Origin of the sequence: Streptomyces sp. NPDC014623 (assembly GCF_043088245.1) — a bacterium.
In the GTDB taxonomy this organism is placed as follows: Bacteria; Actinomycetota; Actinomycetes; order Streptomycetales; family Streptomycetaceae; genus Streptomyces.
The window spans coordinates 1-16,109 of sequence record NZ_JBIBZU010000045.1 but is presented as its reverse complement, the minus strand read 5'-3'; the positions used below and the strand labels follow the sequence as shown (position 1 = coordinate 16,109).

Sequence of the window (16,109 nt, the reverse complement as noted above, 5' to 3'; positions counted from 1 at the left end):
CGCCTCACCCACCGGCTCGGCGAGGCCCTCGGCGCCCACATCCCGCTCCACCTCGTCTTCGAACACCCCACCCTCACCGACCTCGCCGCCCACCTCCCCGCCGGTAACGAGCAAGGGCGTACGTCACCCATCACCCTGCTCGACCGCGTCCCGGAACCGGACGGCACACTCGTGCTGCCGGCATCGCCCGGTCAGGAACGTCTGTGGGTCCAGTGCGCGCTGGACCCGCAGGCCAACCTCGCCTACCACATCAGGGGCGCCGTCCACCTTCACGGGCCGCTGAACGAGGACGCCCTCGTCACCGCCCTCCATCACCTCGCGTACCGACATGAGAGCCTGCGCACCTCGCTGCGCCAGATCGACGGCGAACTCCGCCAGGTGGTGGCACCTGATCCTGAGGTGCCGCTGCTCCGGACCACCACCGCCGACTGGGAAGCGGTGATCGATGCCGAGACCCGGCGGGCCTTCGACCTCTCCGCCGGCCCTCTCTGGCACGTCACGCTCGTGAGCGCCCGGCCCGAACACCACGTCGTCGTCATGAGCCTGCATCACGCCATCGCCGACGGTTGGTCCCTGGACATCATCCTCCGCGAAATCACCCGGACTTACGCGGAACTTCTGCGCGCCCCCGGCACCGAAGCCCTCTCGCCCGCACCCGTCCAGTACGCCGAAGCAGCAGCCTGGCAGCGCAAAACGGCGTCGGACGACGCGGAGTTCTGGCGATCACACCTGGAAGGCACTACTTCGGCCGGCCTGCCGACCGACCGGCCCCGTCCCCCTCGGCAGACCTTCCGAGGCGACGCGGTCCCGCTGAACCTTCCGCAGGAAGCGCTGGTCGTCGCGGCACGGAAGGCGGCGACCACCTCGTTCACCGTTCTCGCGGCGGCCCTTGCCGTCGTCCTCGTCAAGCTCACGGACCGGTACGACGTGACCCTCGGCATTCCGGTCGCCGGCCGCGACCACCCGGACACGGCGGAGGTCGTCGGCTACCTCGTCGACACGCTGCCGCTCCGTCTGTGCCCGGATCCGCACGCCACACTCGCCGAGACCCTGGACGCGACCCGGGCACGCGTGGACGACGTCCGCGCCCACCCGCGCATGCCCCTGGAGGAACTGCTCCGCGAGGCACGCCCGCACGGTGACCGCGGCCCGCTGTTCCAGGTACTGCTGGCGGTCAACGGGACGCCGCCCCGTTACGAACTGGTAGGCCTGGAGATGAACCCGGCTCCCGTTCCGTTCCGCACCACCCCCCACGACCTGGTCGTTCAGGCGGAGGAACGCGACGGCCGAGTCACCGGACACCTGCTCTTCAACACCGACTTGTTCGAGCGCTCCACCGCACAGCTCATCGCGGACCGGCTCGCCACGGCGGTCCAGGCTCTGGCCGACGGCCCCACCCTGACTGTCGCCGAGGTGGATGTGCGGTCGGTGAAGGAGCGGGAGCGGTCGGATGTGCTGTCGGCGGGTGCGCCACTGGCAAGCGGGGCGGCCCGTCGGGTGGAGGAGCTGTTCGAGGGGGTGGTTGACCGTCTGGGCGGTGCGGGTGTGGCGGTGTGGTGTGCGGGTGAGGCGTTGTCGTTCGGGGAGCTGGAGGAGCGGGCGAACCGGCTGGCGTGGGGCTTACGTGCTGCGGGCGTGGGACCCGGCGACGTAGTGGGCGTGCTGCTGCCGCGGTCGGTGGACCTGGTGGTCGCCTTGCTGGGCGTACTGAAATCCGGCGCCGGTTACGTGCCCATGGACCCGGGCTATCCGGACGAGCGTGTCGACTTCATGGTCGAGGACTCGGGTGTTTCGCTGGTTCTGAGGTCGGTGAAGGACTTCCCGGACGGGGGCCGCACGGACCGTGTTCCGCCGTCCGGGGACGGCTCGGATGTGGCGTATGTGATCTATACGTCGGGGTCCACGGGTCGTCCGAAGGGGGTGGTGATCGAGCACTCCCAGGTGGTGGCGATGCTCTCGTGGGCGAGCCGGGTCTTCTCGCGCGAGGAGTTGGCGCAGACGCTGGCTGCGACGTCGGTGTCGTTCGACCTGTCGGTGTTCGAGATCTTCGCGCCGCTGTCGGTGGGCGGGACAGTCCACGTGGTCCCCGACAACGCACTTGACCTGATCGCACATCCAGACCGGTACGCGGATGTCACTTTGATCAACACGGTCCCGTCGGTTGCCCGGGAACTGCTGGCGGCGGACGCCATCCCTCCCCGTGCCCGGACGGTGAATCTCGCCGGCGAGCCGCTGGCGCCGCACCTGGTCGAGGAGTTGTACGCGCACCCGGTGATCGGTGTGGTCAACAACCTGTACGGCCCGAGCGAGGACACCACCTACTCGACACACGCGGTCACTGCCCCCGGTGACGCCCGCACACCCATCGGCCGCCCCGTCGACGGCACACGAGCTCACGTCCTCGACGGGTCGCTCCGGCCGGTAGTCGTGGGTGCGGTAGGTGAGTTGTATCTGTCGGGGGCTGGCGTCACGCGCGGCTATCACGCTCGGTCCGCTCTGACCGCGGAGCGGTACCTCCCCGACCCCTTCTCCGCGGAGGGCGGCAGGATGTATCGCACGGGAGATCTCGTGCGCTGGCGTCCTGACGGTCAGCTGGAGTATCTGGGCCGCGCCGACGGGCAGGTGAAGATCCGCGGTCACCGCGTCGAACTCGGTGAGGTCGAGGAAGTCCTGCGCCGCCACCCGCACGTCTCCGAGGCCCTCGTCATCGCCCGCCCGGACGTCACCGGCTCACTCCGCCTGGCGGCCTATATCGTCCCCCACGAGGCCGATGCCGGTGACGTGCCCTCCGACCTGCCCTCCCACGCACGCACCTGGCTCCCGGACTTCATGGTTCCCTCGGCCCTGGTCGCCCTCGAGGAGTTCCCCCTTCTCCCCAACGGCAAGATCGACCGCTCCGCCCTCCCCGACCCCGGCTCCAACCGCACCGCCTCCCACCCTCCGTCCGGGCCGGCCGAGGAACTGATCGCCCGCGTCTGGAGTGAACTCCTCGGCATCACCGAGATCGGCGCCGACGACGACTTTTTCGCCCTCGGCGGCCACTCCCTCCTCGCCACCCGGGTCGTCAGTCGCCTGACGACACTCACGGGCGCCGAGATACCCCTCCACCTCGTCTTCGAGAACTCCGTACTCGCCGATTTGGCGTGCCTGTTGCCCGATCCGGCGGGCTGGCCGGCCGGCCCCGCCCGCATCCAGCGCATCCGGCGCGTCAGGGGCGGAACGACCGCGGGGTGACATCCGCCCCTTTTCTGCCCACACCTCCTCCTCCCACCCCCGTCCCCCTACAAGAACAGGAGACAGCGATGAAACATGAAGAGAAGACACTCGACATGCCGCCCGCGCCCGTCGCCGACACCGCTCACACGGCGAAGCCGTCCGCGCCTGTCCCCGACCTGTCCGAGGGCCCCCGGGCCAACGAGCCCGCCATGCTGGGCTTCGGGGGCTTCCTGCTGGGCTCCATCTCGCTCGCCTTCTACCTGAAGGACGTCAGCGTCCCCGCCAACTCCCTGGTGGCCTCGCTGCCCATCATGGTGTTCGCCAGCACCATCATGCTGCTGATGGCCTCGGTCTGGGCGATGCGCCTGGGCGACGGGGTGTTCGCGGCGGTGTACGGCCTCTTCGGGACGTTCTGGCTGAGCTTCTCCATCCTGAGCCTCGCCCTGAACAACAACTGGATGGGACAGTTCGAGAACATCGAACAACGTCAGGCCACCGCCAACTTCGTCCTGGTCTGGGCCATCGTGATCATCCTGCTCACGCTGACCACCCTGCGCCTGCCGAGCGTCTTCACGCTGCTCTTCGTCGTCGTGTCCGCGACGCTGCTCGTGCTGTTCGGCTCGATCGAGCAGGCGATCGACCAGACCGTCAACAACCCGCTGAAGCCCAGCGACCCGTGGCTGATCTACGTCGGTATCACGACGATGTTCCTCTTCATCGCGGTCGGCATGTACATCTTCGCGAGCTTCATGCACAGGGCGACCGGCGCCAAGAACCTCCCCCTCGGCAAGCCGCTGATCAAGAGCCGCTGACGGCCCAAGCCGCTGACCGACCCCAGCCGCCGCCCACGGACCCCTGCCGGTCCCACCGCACACGCAAAGGAGGAACGATGACCGACTACCTGCCCGACGTCGCCACCGTCCCCTTCCCCATGCCGCGCCCGGAAGACCTGCCGGGCGACGTCCCGGCCCTCGCGGCGGCGGCCCCCTCCGCCCTCGCGGGCCTGGCCGGCACGGTGGCCGACCCGGCGCACCGGACCGGTCTCGCCGACATGCTCGCCGCCGTACGGACCGCTCGCGCGGATCTCGGCTTGGTGCCCAGCACCCTCGTCGTGGACGATCCGCGGGAGTCCCGGCCGAACCGCCACAACGACCTGGCGTTCGGCATAGAACGGCACCTCGGCGACCCGCTCACCCTGTTCGTGGCGGCGGCCCTCAACGCCCACCTCGGCATCCTGGAGATCGCCGAGGAACGGGGCACCGGCCTGGCCGAGACCGCGTGGTACGACCTGGTGGCCGGCTTCGACACCCTGGTGCGGTGGCCGGCCGATCCCACCCGGCCGCCGGCGCCGCTGCCGGTGCCCGGCTGCGCATCGTCGGGGGAACCCGAACCCCTCGACGGGCTCCGGCGCTGGGTGCGCGGCCACCATGTCTTCATGGTGCTCGCCCAAGGCGGCACCGTCGCCGTGAACAGTCTCACGGCGGCGGCCGAGGCCGGCGACGAGGAGACCGCCGCCACGGCGGCCGAAGTGGCCTCCCGGGTCATGCGGGCCTGCCGCGCCGCCCTCCAGTTCGCCGGAGACGCCAACCCCGACCAGTACCGGACGGAGATCAGGCCCACCCTCATGCCGCCCGTCGCGCCCCCGCAGATGAGCGGGTTGCGCTGGCGGGACCACGAGGCACTGGTGGCCGCGCTGGCTGCGTCGGGCGAGGCCTGGTCCTGGCTCGCGGAGCGCCGCCCCGACGCCCTGAGCGACTTCCGGACCGCACTCGACGCCACGTACGAGTCGCACAAGGGCGTGTGCGGGAACTTCGTCGGCAACCAGTCACCGAGTCTCCTCGCGACCAGCAGGTCCCACCGGCCCGCGGTCGGCGTCATCGAGCAGTTCCGCCGGCTGCGGGTGGGCACCCTGCCCGCCGCCCCGCACCCCGACCGCCACAACTGACCGCCCGCGCACTTCCACGCACGGCCGTTCGACGGCCGGCACGTCGCGCTCCGCGGCCGCTCCGCACGGACGACCGCGAGCACCTTCCAGGCATCCCCTCCCCACGTCACACCGGGCCACCGGTCCACCCGCCGGCCATCGGTGGGAACTCACTCACATCCGAGAGGCAGGGCACTCATGACCCAGACCGCATCCACCCAGCACGGCGGGCCCGTCGAGCTCGACATGGACGGCCTGTCCCGGATCCTCTTCGGGCATGCGGCCTTCCAGTACCTGAACGCGGCCTGCGAACTGGGCCTCCCGGACCTGGTGGCCCAGAAGCAGGAGCTCACCCGGGACGAGATCCGCGACGCGCTCTCCCTCCAGGACCGCGCCGTCGACATCCTCCTCCTCGGCTGCACCTCGCTCGGCATCCTCGTCAAGCAGGACGGACGGTACCGACTGGCCGAGGTCATCAAGGGCCTCATGGACGAAGGCGACTGGCAGCGCTTCGTCGACACCGTCGCCTTCGAGCAGTACATCGTGTACGAGGGCCAACTCGACTTCACCGACTCGCTCCGCGAGAACCGCAACGTCGGACTGCGCCGGGTCCGCGGCTCCGGCCGTGACCTCTACCACCGCCTCGCCGAGAACCCGCACATGGAGCAGGTCTTCTACCGCTACATGCGCTCCTGGTCCGAACTGGCCAACAAGCACCTGGTCCAGGAGCTCGACCTCTCCGGCCGACGGCACCTGTTGGACTGCGGCGGCGGTGACGCTGTCAACGCCATCGCTCTCGCCCAGGCCAACCCCGACCTCAAGGTCACCGTCTTCGAGATCCCGGCGTCCGGCAGCATCGCCGAGAAGAAGATCGCCCAGGCCGGCGTCGGTGACCAGGTCTCCGTCATCACCGGCGACATGTTCGCCGACCCGCTGCCCACCGGCTGCGACGTGGTGATGTTCGCCCACCAGCTGGTCATCTGGACGCCGGAGGAGAACACCGAACTGCTGCGCCGCGCCTACGAGGTCCTGCCCGAAGGCGGTCAACTGGTGATCTTCAACTCCATGTCCAACGACGAGGGTGACGGCCCCGTCGTCGCCGCCCTCGACAGCGTCTACTTCGCCGCGCTACCCGCCGAGGGCGGCATGATCTACTCCTGGGCGACGCACGAACGGTGCCTGCGCGACGCCGGGTTCAGCACCGTCAAGCGCATTCCCTTCCCGGGCTGGACCCCGCACGGAGTCATCGTCGCCACCAAGTAGGCCCCGCCGGGGCCACGCACGCGGATGCCACCGGGCTGGCCGCCACGGCGGCCCGGCGGCACCCCGCCCGGCGAGCACCACCGACCGCCACCGGGCCCACCACACCTGCGCAGCGCGACGCACAGGCGGACGCACGGCCAGACGCACAGGAAGACGCTCAAGCAGACGCACAAGAAGGGGACCGCATGCTCCACCCACAACTCCGGGACGACGCTGCGCGGATGCGCATGCTGCTCTACGGTCAGCTCGTCTCCAAGGCGGTGTGCACAGCGGTGGAGCTCGGTCTGCCGGAGGCACTGGCCGGCGGCCTCCGCTCGGCCGAGGACCTCGCCGGCGACGTGGCCGCCCACCCCCTCGCCCTGCGCCGGCTGCTCCGCGCCCTCGTCCCCTTCGACGTATTCACCGAAGCACCCGACGGCACCTTCGCGCTGACCCGCCTCGGCACCACCCTGCTGCCCGACACCCCCGGCACGGCACGCCCCAGCGCCCTGCTGCTCGCCGGTGAAGTCGGCCGCACCTGGCAGGAGTTCGGGCACTCCGTCCGGACCGGCGACTCGGCGTTCACCCTGCTCCACGACTGCGCCCTCTTCGAGCACCTGGAGCGGCGGCCGGAACGGCGCGAGGTCTTCGACCGGTCCCAGGAGGCCGGACTGCGCCTGGAACTGGACGAGATCTTCGACGCGGTCTCCTTCGACCGGTACCCGACGATCGTGGACGTCGGCGGCGGCAACGGCCACCTGATGTGCGAACTGCTGCACCGCACCCCCGGCAGCACCGGCAGTGTCATCGACCTGCCCGGCACCGTGCAGCTCGCCGAGAAACGCATCGTGGAGGGGGGCCTCACCGACCGTTGCACCGCGGTCGTCGGTGACTTCTTCGACAGCGTCACACCCGGCGCCGACCTCTACATCCTCAGCCACATCCTGCACGACTGGGGTGACGACAGCGCTGTCTCCGTCCTGCGCACCTGCGCCGCCGCCATGCCCTCGCACGGACGCCTCATGGTGATCGACCTGCTCACCGACGCCGCCGACGACCGGGGCGGACGCCACCAACTCCCCGCCCTCATGGACCTCTACATGCTCTCCCTCTTCGGAGCGGCGGGCGGCCAGGAACGCACCGGCGCGGAGTTCACCGCGCTGCTCACCGCCGCCGGACTGGAGGCGGAGGAGACGCGGGTGCTGCCCAGCGGTATGGGCGTCATCACGGCCCGGCGACGCACCACCTGACCGCCCCCGCACACCGCCCTACCCGGACCTCGGCCCGGTGTGCCGCGCCGTGTCGTCCCGTCGAGGCCGAAAACCGCTGCCGGGGCGGCCCTAGGCCGTTCAGACGGGTCCCTCACCCTTCCGTCGCTGGATAGGCACTCCCACATGACTCACGACCCGACCGCCGCCCCGCACGCCCGTGCCGGGAAACGCGAATGGACCGCCCTGGGCGTCCTCGCCCTGCCGGCGCTGCTCATCAGCCTCGACACCACGGTGCTGCACCTGGCGGTCCCGCACCTCAGCGGGAGCATCGACCCCAGCGGCCTGCAACTGCTGTGGATCGTCGACATCTACAGCTTCCTCATCGCCGGTCTGCTCATCATCGCGGGCACGCTCGGCGACCGGTTCGGTCGGCGTCGGCTGCTGGTGACCGGGGCGGCAGGCTTCGGCCTGGCCTCCGTACTCACGGCGTTCTCGACCAGCGCGGAGATGCTGATCGTCAGCCGGGCGCTGCTGGGCATCGCGGGGGCGACCCTGATGCCCTCCTCGATGTCCCTGATCCGCAACATGTTCCTGGACGCGCGCCAGCGCTCCGTCGCCTTCAGCGTGTGGATCGCCTGCTTCCTGGTGGGAGGAGCGCTCGGCCCCCTCGTCGGCGGAGCGATGCTGGAACACTTCTGGTGGGGATCGGTCTTCCTGCTGAGCGTGCCCGCGATGGTGCTGCTGCTGATCCTGGGACCGGTGCTGCTCCCCGAGTACCGGGACCCGAACCCCGGCAGGATCGACCCCGCGAGCGTGCTGCTGCTGGTGGCATCCCTGCTGACGACGGTGTACGGGCTCAAGGTGCTCGCCGGTGAGGGCTTCGGCGTCCTGCCGGTGGCGCTGCTCCTCGCCGGGCTCGCACTGGCCGTGGTCTTCGCCCTGCGGCAGCGGCGCCTCACCCACCCCCTGCTGGACCCCGCCCTGTTCCGTGAGCGCACCTTCACCGTCTCCCTCGTCACCATGGGAGTCGCGCTCTTCGTGATGTCGGGATCGCAGTTCTTCGTCGCGCAGTATCTCCAGATGGTGGTGGGGCTGTCGCCCCTGGAGACGGGACTGGCGTCACTGCCCGGCAGTGTCGGTGGGGTGATGGGCGCCCTGCTGGCCCCGGTGGCACTGCGCTGGATGCGGTCCGCGTACGTGATGACGGCCGGACTCACCATGGCCGTGATCGGTTTCGCCGTACTGACCCAGGTCGAGGCGGAGGGCGGTCTCGTCCCGGTGATGATCGCGGTGGGGATGCTCAACTTCGGTGTGGCGCCGACCATCGCGCTCGGCACCGACATGATGATCGAGTCCGCGCCGCCCGAGAAGGCCGGCGCGGTCTCCGCGATCTCCGAGACCTGCCAGGAACTCGGACTGGGCATGGGCGTCGCGATCCTCGGCAGCATCGGAACCGCGGTCTACCGCGCCGAGGTCGCGCACACCCTGCCCGCCGGCGTGGCCTCCCGCGCCCAGGACACCATCGGTTCGGCCGTCGACGAGGCCGGGCGACTGCCGGACCAGCTCGGCACGACGGTCCTCACCGCGGCCCGCCAGGCGTTCACCGACAGCCTCTTCCACGTCAGCGTCATCTGCACGGTGGTGACCCTGCTGATCGTGGTCACCATCGCGGTGCTGCGCCCGACTCCGGAGGGCGACGGCCACGCCCCGGACGAGCCCGACGAGTTGAACGGTCCCGGCGGCGCCGAGGTGCCGTCGCGCACGAGTTCCTGAAGAGGGACCCGCTCCGCCGGGCCCGCGCCCACAGCGTCCCCATTCATCCCCCATCACGACGTATTTACCGGCGCTATACCAGCCAAACGGTACTCCGTGCCGCACCAATGCCCCTGGTTGCAACAGATCCACGCACTCCGCTTGTGAAAGGAGACCCGGCGAACATCGGGCATCCATAAACCTCCTTGAAAATTGCACTTTCATCGGGCGGACACGTTTCGACACCCTGTTAAATGACGTAGGCTTCCGGTCTGCCGATGTCGGGCCAGTCGGCGAAGGGACACGTTCGAGTTGTGCCCATCTCCCGTACGTAGCAAGGAGTACATCAATGTCTGAACTGAACCGCCGGGGATTACTCACACGCGCCGGACTCGTCGGGGCCGGCCTGGTCTCGGCGGACTTCTTAGCAGGCGGCGGCACCGCGGTCGCGGCCGGGAAGAACACCGCGAAGAGCGCGGGAAAGTGCGCCCCGGTTTTCGACACCGTCACCGTGCAGCCCGGGGACCCCCGGTACGACAGCTTCATCCGCGCCCACAACACCCGCTTCAGCAACCGGCCGGATCAGGTCACCGTCGCGACCTCCGCGGACCAGGTCGCCGAGGCGCTCGGCCGTGCCGTCGTGGCCGGCCAGGAGGTCGCCGTCCGTTCCGGCGGCCACTGCCTCGAGAACTTCACGACGTACTCCGGCGTCAAGCACCTCATCGACCTCTCGCAGATGCAGGACGTCTACTACGACGAACGCCGCGGAGCCTTCGCCGTGGGCCCCGGCGCGATCGTCGCCCCCACGCAGAACACGCTCTTCAAAGGCTGGGGCGTGACGATACCCTCGGCCGGCTGCTCGGAAGTGGGCCTCGGCGGGCACATACTCGGCGGCGGCTACAACTTCTACTCCCGCATCCACGGCATAGCCGTCGACCACCTCGACGCCGTCGAGGTGGTCGTGGTCGGCGCCGACGGGCAGCCCCGCACCATCGTGGCGACCCGTCGCCAGGACGACCCCAACCGCGACCTGTGGTGGGCGCACACGGGCGGCGGCGGCGGCAACTTCGGCATCGTCACGCGGTACTGGATGCGCACGCCCGGAATGAACTCCAACGACCCCGCCAAGCTGCTGCCCCGCGGCTCGAACCAGCGGGTCCGCAACGTGCAGTGGTCGTGGAACGACCTGTCGCCGCAGGCGTTCAGGACGCTCGTGGGCAACTTCTCCCGGTGGTACGAGCACAACAGCGCCCCGGGGGCCAAGGAGGTCCAGGTGTGGGCCTCGTTCTCCGCCTCCCATCAGGCCGCCGGCGTGATCGGCCTGATGGGAGGCGTCTCCAAGGACGTACCGGGCGGCGAGGCCCTGCTCGACGCGCTCTTCGAGGTGACTGCCGCCGGAGCCGGCGTCACCCCCGTCTCCGACTCGCGGTACGAACTGCCGTGGCTCGACCGCGACAACTGGTACTGGGGTCCCCCCGGACGCCAGAAGGACAAGACGGCCGACCTCAAGAAGAGCTACACCGACGAGCAGCTGGACACGATCTACGCCTACCTGACCGACGACCACGGCGATCCCGGCGCACAGGTGAACCTGGCCGCCCTCGGCGGCAGGATCAACTCGGTACGTTCCGACGCGACCGCATACGTCCACCGGGACTCGATCCTGCGCGTCTACTTCACGCCCGGCGTGTGGCGCGCCGAGGCCCAGGACGCCGCCTACGTCGCGTGGGTGCGGAAGCTCTACCGCGACGTCTACCGCAACACCGGCGGTGTCCCGGCGCCCGACGCCGCCAACTCCGGGGCGTACATCAACTACCCGGACGTCGACCTCGCCGACCCGGAGTGGAACACCTCCGGCACCCCGTGGCACGGCCTGTACTACGGAGCGAACTACGCGCGGCTCCAGCGGGTCAAGGCGGCCTACGACCCGCGTGACGTGTTCCACCACGCGCTGTCGATCCGGCCCGCCTGATCCGGCAACGGTGCGGTGTGCCCGCCGGACGGCACGCGCGGCTGCCCGACGGGCACACCACACCTCCCTCGGCCTCGTCCCGTTGGCCGAAAACAATCCGTACGCCGGAAGAGAACGGTCGGCTTTCCTCATATCCGCCGCCGGACAATGCGACGCGCCTTTCCGGTCGGCCGCGAGTTCACGCGGAACGCGTCGGTCCGGCCGCCCGTTCAAGCGTCACGGAAACCTGAAGAATATTCCCGGAAGTTGCCCGTCCCGTACTTCCGCGGAACCACAACGGCCGCGACGGCAATCTGACCGACCGAGTGCCCGGGGCCGAGCCAGAGCAGAGACGACAGGGAGACAGATATGGCCGCCGAAATATCCGGCGTCGGCAATGTCGCGAGTTTCTACGAGGGCCTCGGCCAGGTTCTCAATATCGCCTGGGGTGAAAACCTGCACTACGGCTACTGGGAGGACGACGCCGACGACAGCACGGTCGAGGTCGCCACGGCCCGGCTCACGGACCTGCTGATCGGTCTGCTCGACCCCGCGCCCGGCGCCGGCGTCCTCGACATCGGCTGCGGTGTCGGCAAACCCGCTCTCCAGCTCGTCGAGGCCAGGAAGGCGCGGGTCACCGGCATCGCGATCAGCGACGTCGAGGTGGAGCAGGCCACGCAACGCGCCGTCGAGGCGGGCCGGTCGGACCTGACGACCTTCCGCAACGCGGACGTGCAGGAGCTGCCGTTCGACGACAATTCCTTCGACGGCGCCTGGGCGGTGGAATCCCTGCTGCACGTGCCGGACCGGGGCCGCGCACTGGCCGAGACGGCCAGGGTGCTGCGCCCCGGCGGACGACTGGTGATCGCTGACACCGTCCAGCGCCCGCCGCTGGACGCCGAGGCTCGCGCCGTCCTCGACGAATTCAGCGCCTCCTACCACGTGAGCGCCTACGCCACCGCCGACGAGTACCGGGACCTGCTCACCGAGAACGGATTCGTCGACATCGACGTCCGTGACATCAGCGACAAGGTCGTCCGGACCGGGACGATCATGGCCGATGCCGTCGAGGCCCGGCGCGACGAACTGGCCCGGATCGACGGGCCGGAACCGGTCGACCAGTACATCGGCCTCATGCGCCGCGCGGCGGCCAGCCGGGGCATCGGCTACCTGGTGATCGCCGCGACGCTGGACCCGACGCCCACGTCCTGATCCCGTCCACCGCGCGCCGGCTGCCCGGCACCCCTCCGTCACAAGGGATGCCGGGCAATCGGTCCGCGGGCCCCAGGCCGAACGGACCGGCGACCGACCGCGGTCAGCGCCCACCCGGGACAGGTACGGTCACCGATACCCGGACGGGTCGGCGGGCTTCCCCGCCTCCTGCACCTCCACCAGATAACGCCAGCAGTCGGGGCGCGAGCCGTCGAGATCGGTGAAGCCGTACTCCTGAGCGAGCTGCCCGCTGGAGACCGACTGACCGTTCCAGCGCGCGACATCGGCGTCACCCGCCAGCGCCGCGACCGCGCGCCCCACGTACGCGGGGCTCTCCGAGATGCAGAAGTGCGGCACCTCGGTCAGCGCGTCGCGCCAGTTCTCCTCGGTGACGCCGAGCGTCTCGAGCATCATCTCCGACCGCATCCAGCCCGGCGTGAGCGTCACCGCCGTCCCGCCGTACGGCTCCAGCTCGTGGGCCAGCACGTACCCCATGCGCAGCACGCTGTTCTTCACCAGGTCGTAGAAGTACGAGTTGCGGTAATGGCTGCTGTTGTACGCGGCCGTACCGTCGGTCATCTCCACCACGAGCCCGCCGGGCCGACGTACCAGCAGAGGCAACAGGAAGTGGCTGGAGATCGCATGGGTGTCCATGCCGAGCCGCATCAGCCGCAGCCCTGCGTCGAGATCGTGCTCCCACACCTTCTTGTCGAACTCGAACAGCCGCTCACCGCCCCAGACGTCGTTGACCAGTAAGTCGAGCCGCCCCTGCTCGGTGTCGACCCGGTCGGCGAGCGCGCGGACCTGCTCGGGCACCAGGTGGTCGGTCGGCACCGCGATCCCGGTTCCGCCCGCCTCCGTGACCAGCTCCGCGGTCTCCTCGATCGTCTCGGCCCGGTTGTACTCCGAGCGGCGTTCCCGAGTCGTACGGCCGGTGACGTAGACCGTCGCCCCCGCCGCGCCCAGTTGGACGGCGATGGCTCGTCCGGCCCCCCGTGTGGCACCCGCGACCAGCGCGATCTTCCCCCGGAGGTCCGGAGCCGGCGTGTCGGGTGTGCGTTCCATGAAGATCCCTCATCTGTTCGTGCGTATCCGACCCGTGTCGTCCTCGACACGGACCCTTCCACACCATGATCACGTCTTAACCCGACATCCTCCGTCCTGATTTCCGGCCGTTCTCGCAACGGCGCGTCCGCGATGATTCCCGCGGCGCGCCGGCCGAGGTGTCCCGGCGGCCGTACGACAGCGCCGTCCAGGGCGTGCTGGGCCCCGCCCCTTGTTCCCCTTTCGGCCGCACCGGGCCCCCGGACGCGCCCCGCGAACGAGGCCGGGGTCCGGGAGCTGTCAGGTGTGGCTGCGGGGGACGACGTGGATGTTGAAGGTGTGGGAGCCGAGGCCCTGGGCGATGCCCGTGAACAGCAGGGCGAAGTGTTCCTGCCCGCGTGCGGTGGTGATGCCGCCGAGGTCGAGCTGCGCGGATGACGGCCAGCCGAGGTCGGTGAGGAGATGTCCGGTCATCTGCTTGGCGTGCGTGTCGTCGCCGGAGAGGAACACCGTGGACGGCCCGGCCAGAGCTTCCGGGGCGACCATCGCGGTGGCGTCCATGGTGCACAGCGTCTTCACGACGGGTGTTGCCGGGAAGGCCGACTGGATCTGCTCGGCGAGGCTGTTGTTGGGGTGTGAGAGCTGCGAGTAGTCGTCGCTGAGGCCCACCGCGACATCGATCATGACGCGTCCGGTGAGCGCCGGGGCGCCGAGGGAGTGCAGCAGCTCGAGGGAGGCGTTCCCGGGTGTCGCGTTGACCAGGACCTCGGCGTGGCCGGCCGCGTCGTGGAGGCCGGCGACGGACAGACCGAGGCTGGTTCGTTGCTCGGGATGGCGGGATCCGAGGAGCACGGAGTGCCCTGCGGCGTGTCAGCGGTGGGCGAGTGCCCGGGCGACATTGCCGGTGCCGAGAAGTCCGATACGCATGCACCGGACGCTACGCGAGGCCCCACGCGTCGTGGATCGGCCCGCGGGCCGGCCCAGGCCTGCACCAACGACCTAGTCCCCGCGACCGGTACGTGCGCGGGCCCCGTCCTCGGCCCGGGGAGTGCCATGCACCCGCCGGCGCGGCGGCCGCTTCACGGCACGCACGGACCGGGTCCCCATGCCACGGGCATCATGGTCGTGCGGGCACGCCGTCGCACCGGCAGTGGGCGATGTCCGCAGCGGCGCGGCCCGGGCCCGTGCGGCGACGCACTCGCCTCTCCGGCGAGGCTGTTGGACATCAGTTGCCGACGAGGGCGGGGCCCTCAGCGGGGCTTGATTGAAACCTTGCACGGAACTCGGTGGACGAGTCGTGCCCTGGCCTCCTGGCCAAGCCCTGAGCGTCCCGGGGCCAGCCGCTGGGGCGTGAGAGCAGGTGAGCTCGCGTAGCACGAGCGCCGGGAGTGTCAATTTAACGGCTGATCTGGGTTGTTGGTCGGTCAGTGGGTGGCCGGGGTGAGCCGGCCTTCGAAGTGGACCTGGAAGGCGTTCAAAGGCGCCTTCCAGCGCTTGCGGCCCTTGCCCGTCGGGTCCAGCGACATGAGCGCCATGTAGACGCACTTCAGGGCGGCCTGCTCGTTCAGGAAGTGCCCGCGGGCCCTGACGGCCTTGCGGATCCGCGCGTTCACGCTCTCGATCGCGTTGGTCGAGCAGATGACCTTGCGGATCTCCACATCGAAGGAGAGGAAGGGCACGAACTCGGCCCACGCGTCCTCCCAGAGCCTCACGATCGCCGGATACTTCCGGCCCCAGTCCTCCTGGAACTCGGTGAAGCGGGCCGCGGCCGCGGCCTCGTTAGGCGCGGTGTAGACGGGCTTCAACTTCTTGGCGATCTTGTCCCAGTCCTGGCGGGCCGCGTAACGGAAGCTGTTCCGCAACAGATGGATCACACAGGTCTGGACAATTGTTCGAGGCCAGACGGTCTCGACCGCGTCCGGCAGCCCCTTCAGCCCGTCGCAGACCAGCATCAGGACATCCTCCAGGCCGCGGTTCTTCAGCTCGGTGAACACCTGGAGCCAGTACTTGGCGCCCTCGCCGCCGTCACCGGCCCAGATCTCCAGGATGTCCCGGTGGCCCTTGACCGTGACGGCCATGACCACGTAGATCGGTCGGTTCGCGACGTGCCCGTCCCTGATCTTGACGTTGATCGCGTCAACGAACAGAACGGGATAGACATGGTCGAGGGGGCGGCTCTGCCACTCGGCCATACCATCCATGACCTTGTCGGTGATCGTCGAGATCGTCTGCTTGGAGACCTCGGCGCCGTAGACCTCGCCCAGGTGGGCGGCGATCTCGCCGCGGGTGAGGCCCTTGGCGGACAGGGACAGCACCATCTCGTCGACACCGGTCAGACGCCGCTGCCGCTTCTTCACGATCTGCGGCTCGAACGTGCCGGACACGTCCCGGGGCACCTTGACCTTGACCGGCCCGACATCCGTCAGCACGGTCTTGGACCGGCGCTGTCACGTTGGTTGGCTGGGTGGGATGATCTTCTGGTTGATTGTGCTGGAGGGGACTGTCTGTGGGGGCCGTGTCGCCGTCGTACAAGGGGCATCGGTATCCGGTCGAGGTC

9 protein-coding genes and 2 pseudogenes are annotated in these 16,109 nt (G+C 69.7%); 8 read left to right on the top strand and 3 right to left on the bottom strand.

Annotated features, from left to right (window positions below; genetic code table 11):
- The 8 genes from ACF1FZ_RS34540 to ACF1FZ_RS34505 form a co-directional block, all read left to right on the top strand.
- Nucleotides 1–3,234 (top strand): amino acid adenylation domain-containing protein (locus tag ACF1FZ_RS34540; protein WP_391777320.1); only part of this gene is annotated, 3,234 nt, incomplete at its 5' end.
- A gap of 68 nt (nt 3,235–3,302) precedes the next feature.
- Nucleotides 3,303–4,028 (top strand): GPR1/FUN34/YaaH family transporter, encoded by a 726-nt coding sequence (locus ACF1FZ_RS34535; protein WP_391777319.1) that lies wholly within the window; start codon nt 3,303–3,305, stop codon nt 4,026–4,028.
- 77 nt (nt 4,029–4,105) lie between these two features.
- Entirely contained in the window at nt 4,106–5,161 is a 1,056-nt protein-coding gene (locus ACF1FZ_RS34530) for a hypothetical protein (RefSeq protein WP_391777318.1), read from the top strand.
- A gap of 177 nt (nt 5,162–5,338) precedes the next feature.
- A complete protein-coding gene (locus ACF1FZ_RS34525) occupies nt 5,339–6,403 on the top strand; it encodes a methyltransferase (protein ID WP_391777317.1) in 1,065 nt (354 codons plus the stop codon).
- Between the two features lie 185 nt (nt 6,404–6,588).
- On the top strand, nt 6,589–7,632 hold the full coding sequence (locus ACF1FZ_RS34520; protein ID WP_391777316.1) for a methyltransferase: 1,044 nt from the start codon (nt 6,589–6,591) through the stop codon (nt 7,630–7,632).
- Nucleotides 7,633–7,776: 144 nt separating this feature from the next.
- Nucleotides 7,777–9,366 (top strand): MFS transporter, encoded by a 1,590-nt coding sequence (locus ACF1FZ_RS34515; protein WP_391777315.1) that lies wholly within the window; start codon nt 7,777–7,779, stop codon nt 9,364–9,366.
- A 328-nt stretch (nt 9,367–9,694) separates the two neighbouring features.
- Nucleotides 9,695–11,317: an FAD-binding oxidoreductase gene (locus ACF1FZ_RS34510; RefSeq protein ID WP_391777314.1), complete on the top strand. Its 1,623-nt coding sequence runs from the start codon at nt 9,695–9,697 to the stop codon at nt 11,315–11,317.
- 348 nt (nt 11,318–11,665) lie between these two features.
- Nucleotides 11,666–12,508 (top strand): methyltransferase domain-containing protein, encoded by an 843-nt coding sequence (locus tag ACF1FZ_RS34505; protein WP_391777313.1) that lies wholly within the window; start codon nt 11,666–11,668, stop codon nt 12,506–12,508.
- A 129-nt stretch (nt 12,509–12,637) separates the two neighbouring features.
- Here ACF1FZ_RS34505 and ACF1FZ_RS34500 read toward each other — a convergent pair whose 3' ends face one another.
- The 3 genes and pseudogenes from ACF1FZ_RS34500 to ACF1FZ_RS34490 all read right to left on the bottom strand — a co-directional run.
- Nucleotides 12,638–13,573 (bottom strand): SDR family oxidoreductase, encoded by a 936-nt coding sequence (locus tag ACF1FZ_RS34500; protein ID WP_391777312.1) that lies wholly within the window; start codon nt 13,571–13,573, stop codon nt 12,638–12,640.
- Between the two features lie 279 nt (nt 13,574–13,852).
- A pseudogene (locus ACF1FZ_RS34495) lies at nt 13,853–14,479 on the bottom strand (NADPH-dependent F420 reductase).
- Nucleotides 14,480–14,976: 497 nt separating this feature from the next.
- Nucleotides 14,977–15,993 (bottom strand): annotated as a pseudogene (locus tag ACF1FZ_RS34490) (IS256 family transposase); the annotation flags it as partial.
- Nucleotides 15,994–16,109: the final 116 nt, after the last annotated feature.

What these genes read in the sequence shown, in the direction of transcription:
- ACF1FZ_RS34515 (WP_391777315.1), top strand. Translation starts at nt 7,777, where the DNA reads ATGACTCACGACCCGACCGCCGCCCCGCACGCCCGTGCCGGGAAACGC.
- ACF1FZ_RS34520 (WP_391777316.1), top strand. Translation starts at nt 6,589, where the DNA reads ATGCTCCACCCACAACTCCGGGACGACGCTGCGCGGATGCGCATGCTG.
- ACF1FZ_RS34525 (WP_391777317.1), top strand. Translation starts at nt 5,339, where the DNA reads ATGACCCAGACCGCATCCACCCAGCACGGCGGGCCCGTCGAGCTCGAC.
- ACF1FZ_RS34505 (WP_391777313.1), top strand. Translation starts at nt 11,666, where the DNA reads ATGGCCGCCGAAATATCCGGCGTCGGCAATGTCGCGAGTTTCTACGAG.
- ACF1FZ_RS34530 (WP_391777318.1), top strand. Translation starts at nt 4,106, where the DNA reads ATGACCGACTACCTGCCCGACGTCGCCACCGTCCCCTTCCCCATGCCG.
- ACF1FZ_RS34535 (WP_391777319.1), top strand. Translation starts at nt 3,303, where the DNA reads ATGAAACATGAAGAGAAGACACTCGACATGCCGCCCGCGCCCGTCGCC.
- ACF1FZ_RS34500 (WP_391777312.1), bottom strand. Translation starts at nt 13,573, where the DNA reads ATGGAACGCACACCCGACACGCCGGCTCCGGACCTCCGGGGGAAGATC.
- ACF1FZ_RS34510 (WP_391777314.1), top strand. Translation starts at nt 9,695, where the DNA reads ATGTCTGAACTGAACCGCCGGGGATTACTCACACGCGCCGGACTCGTC.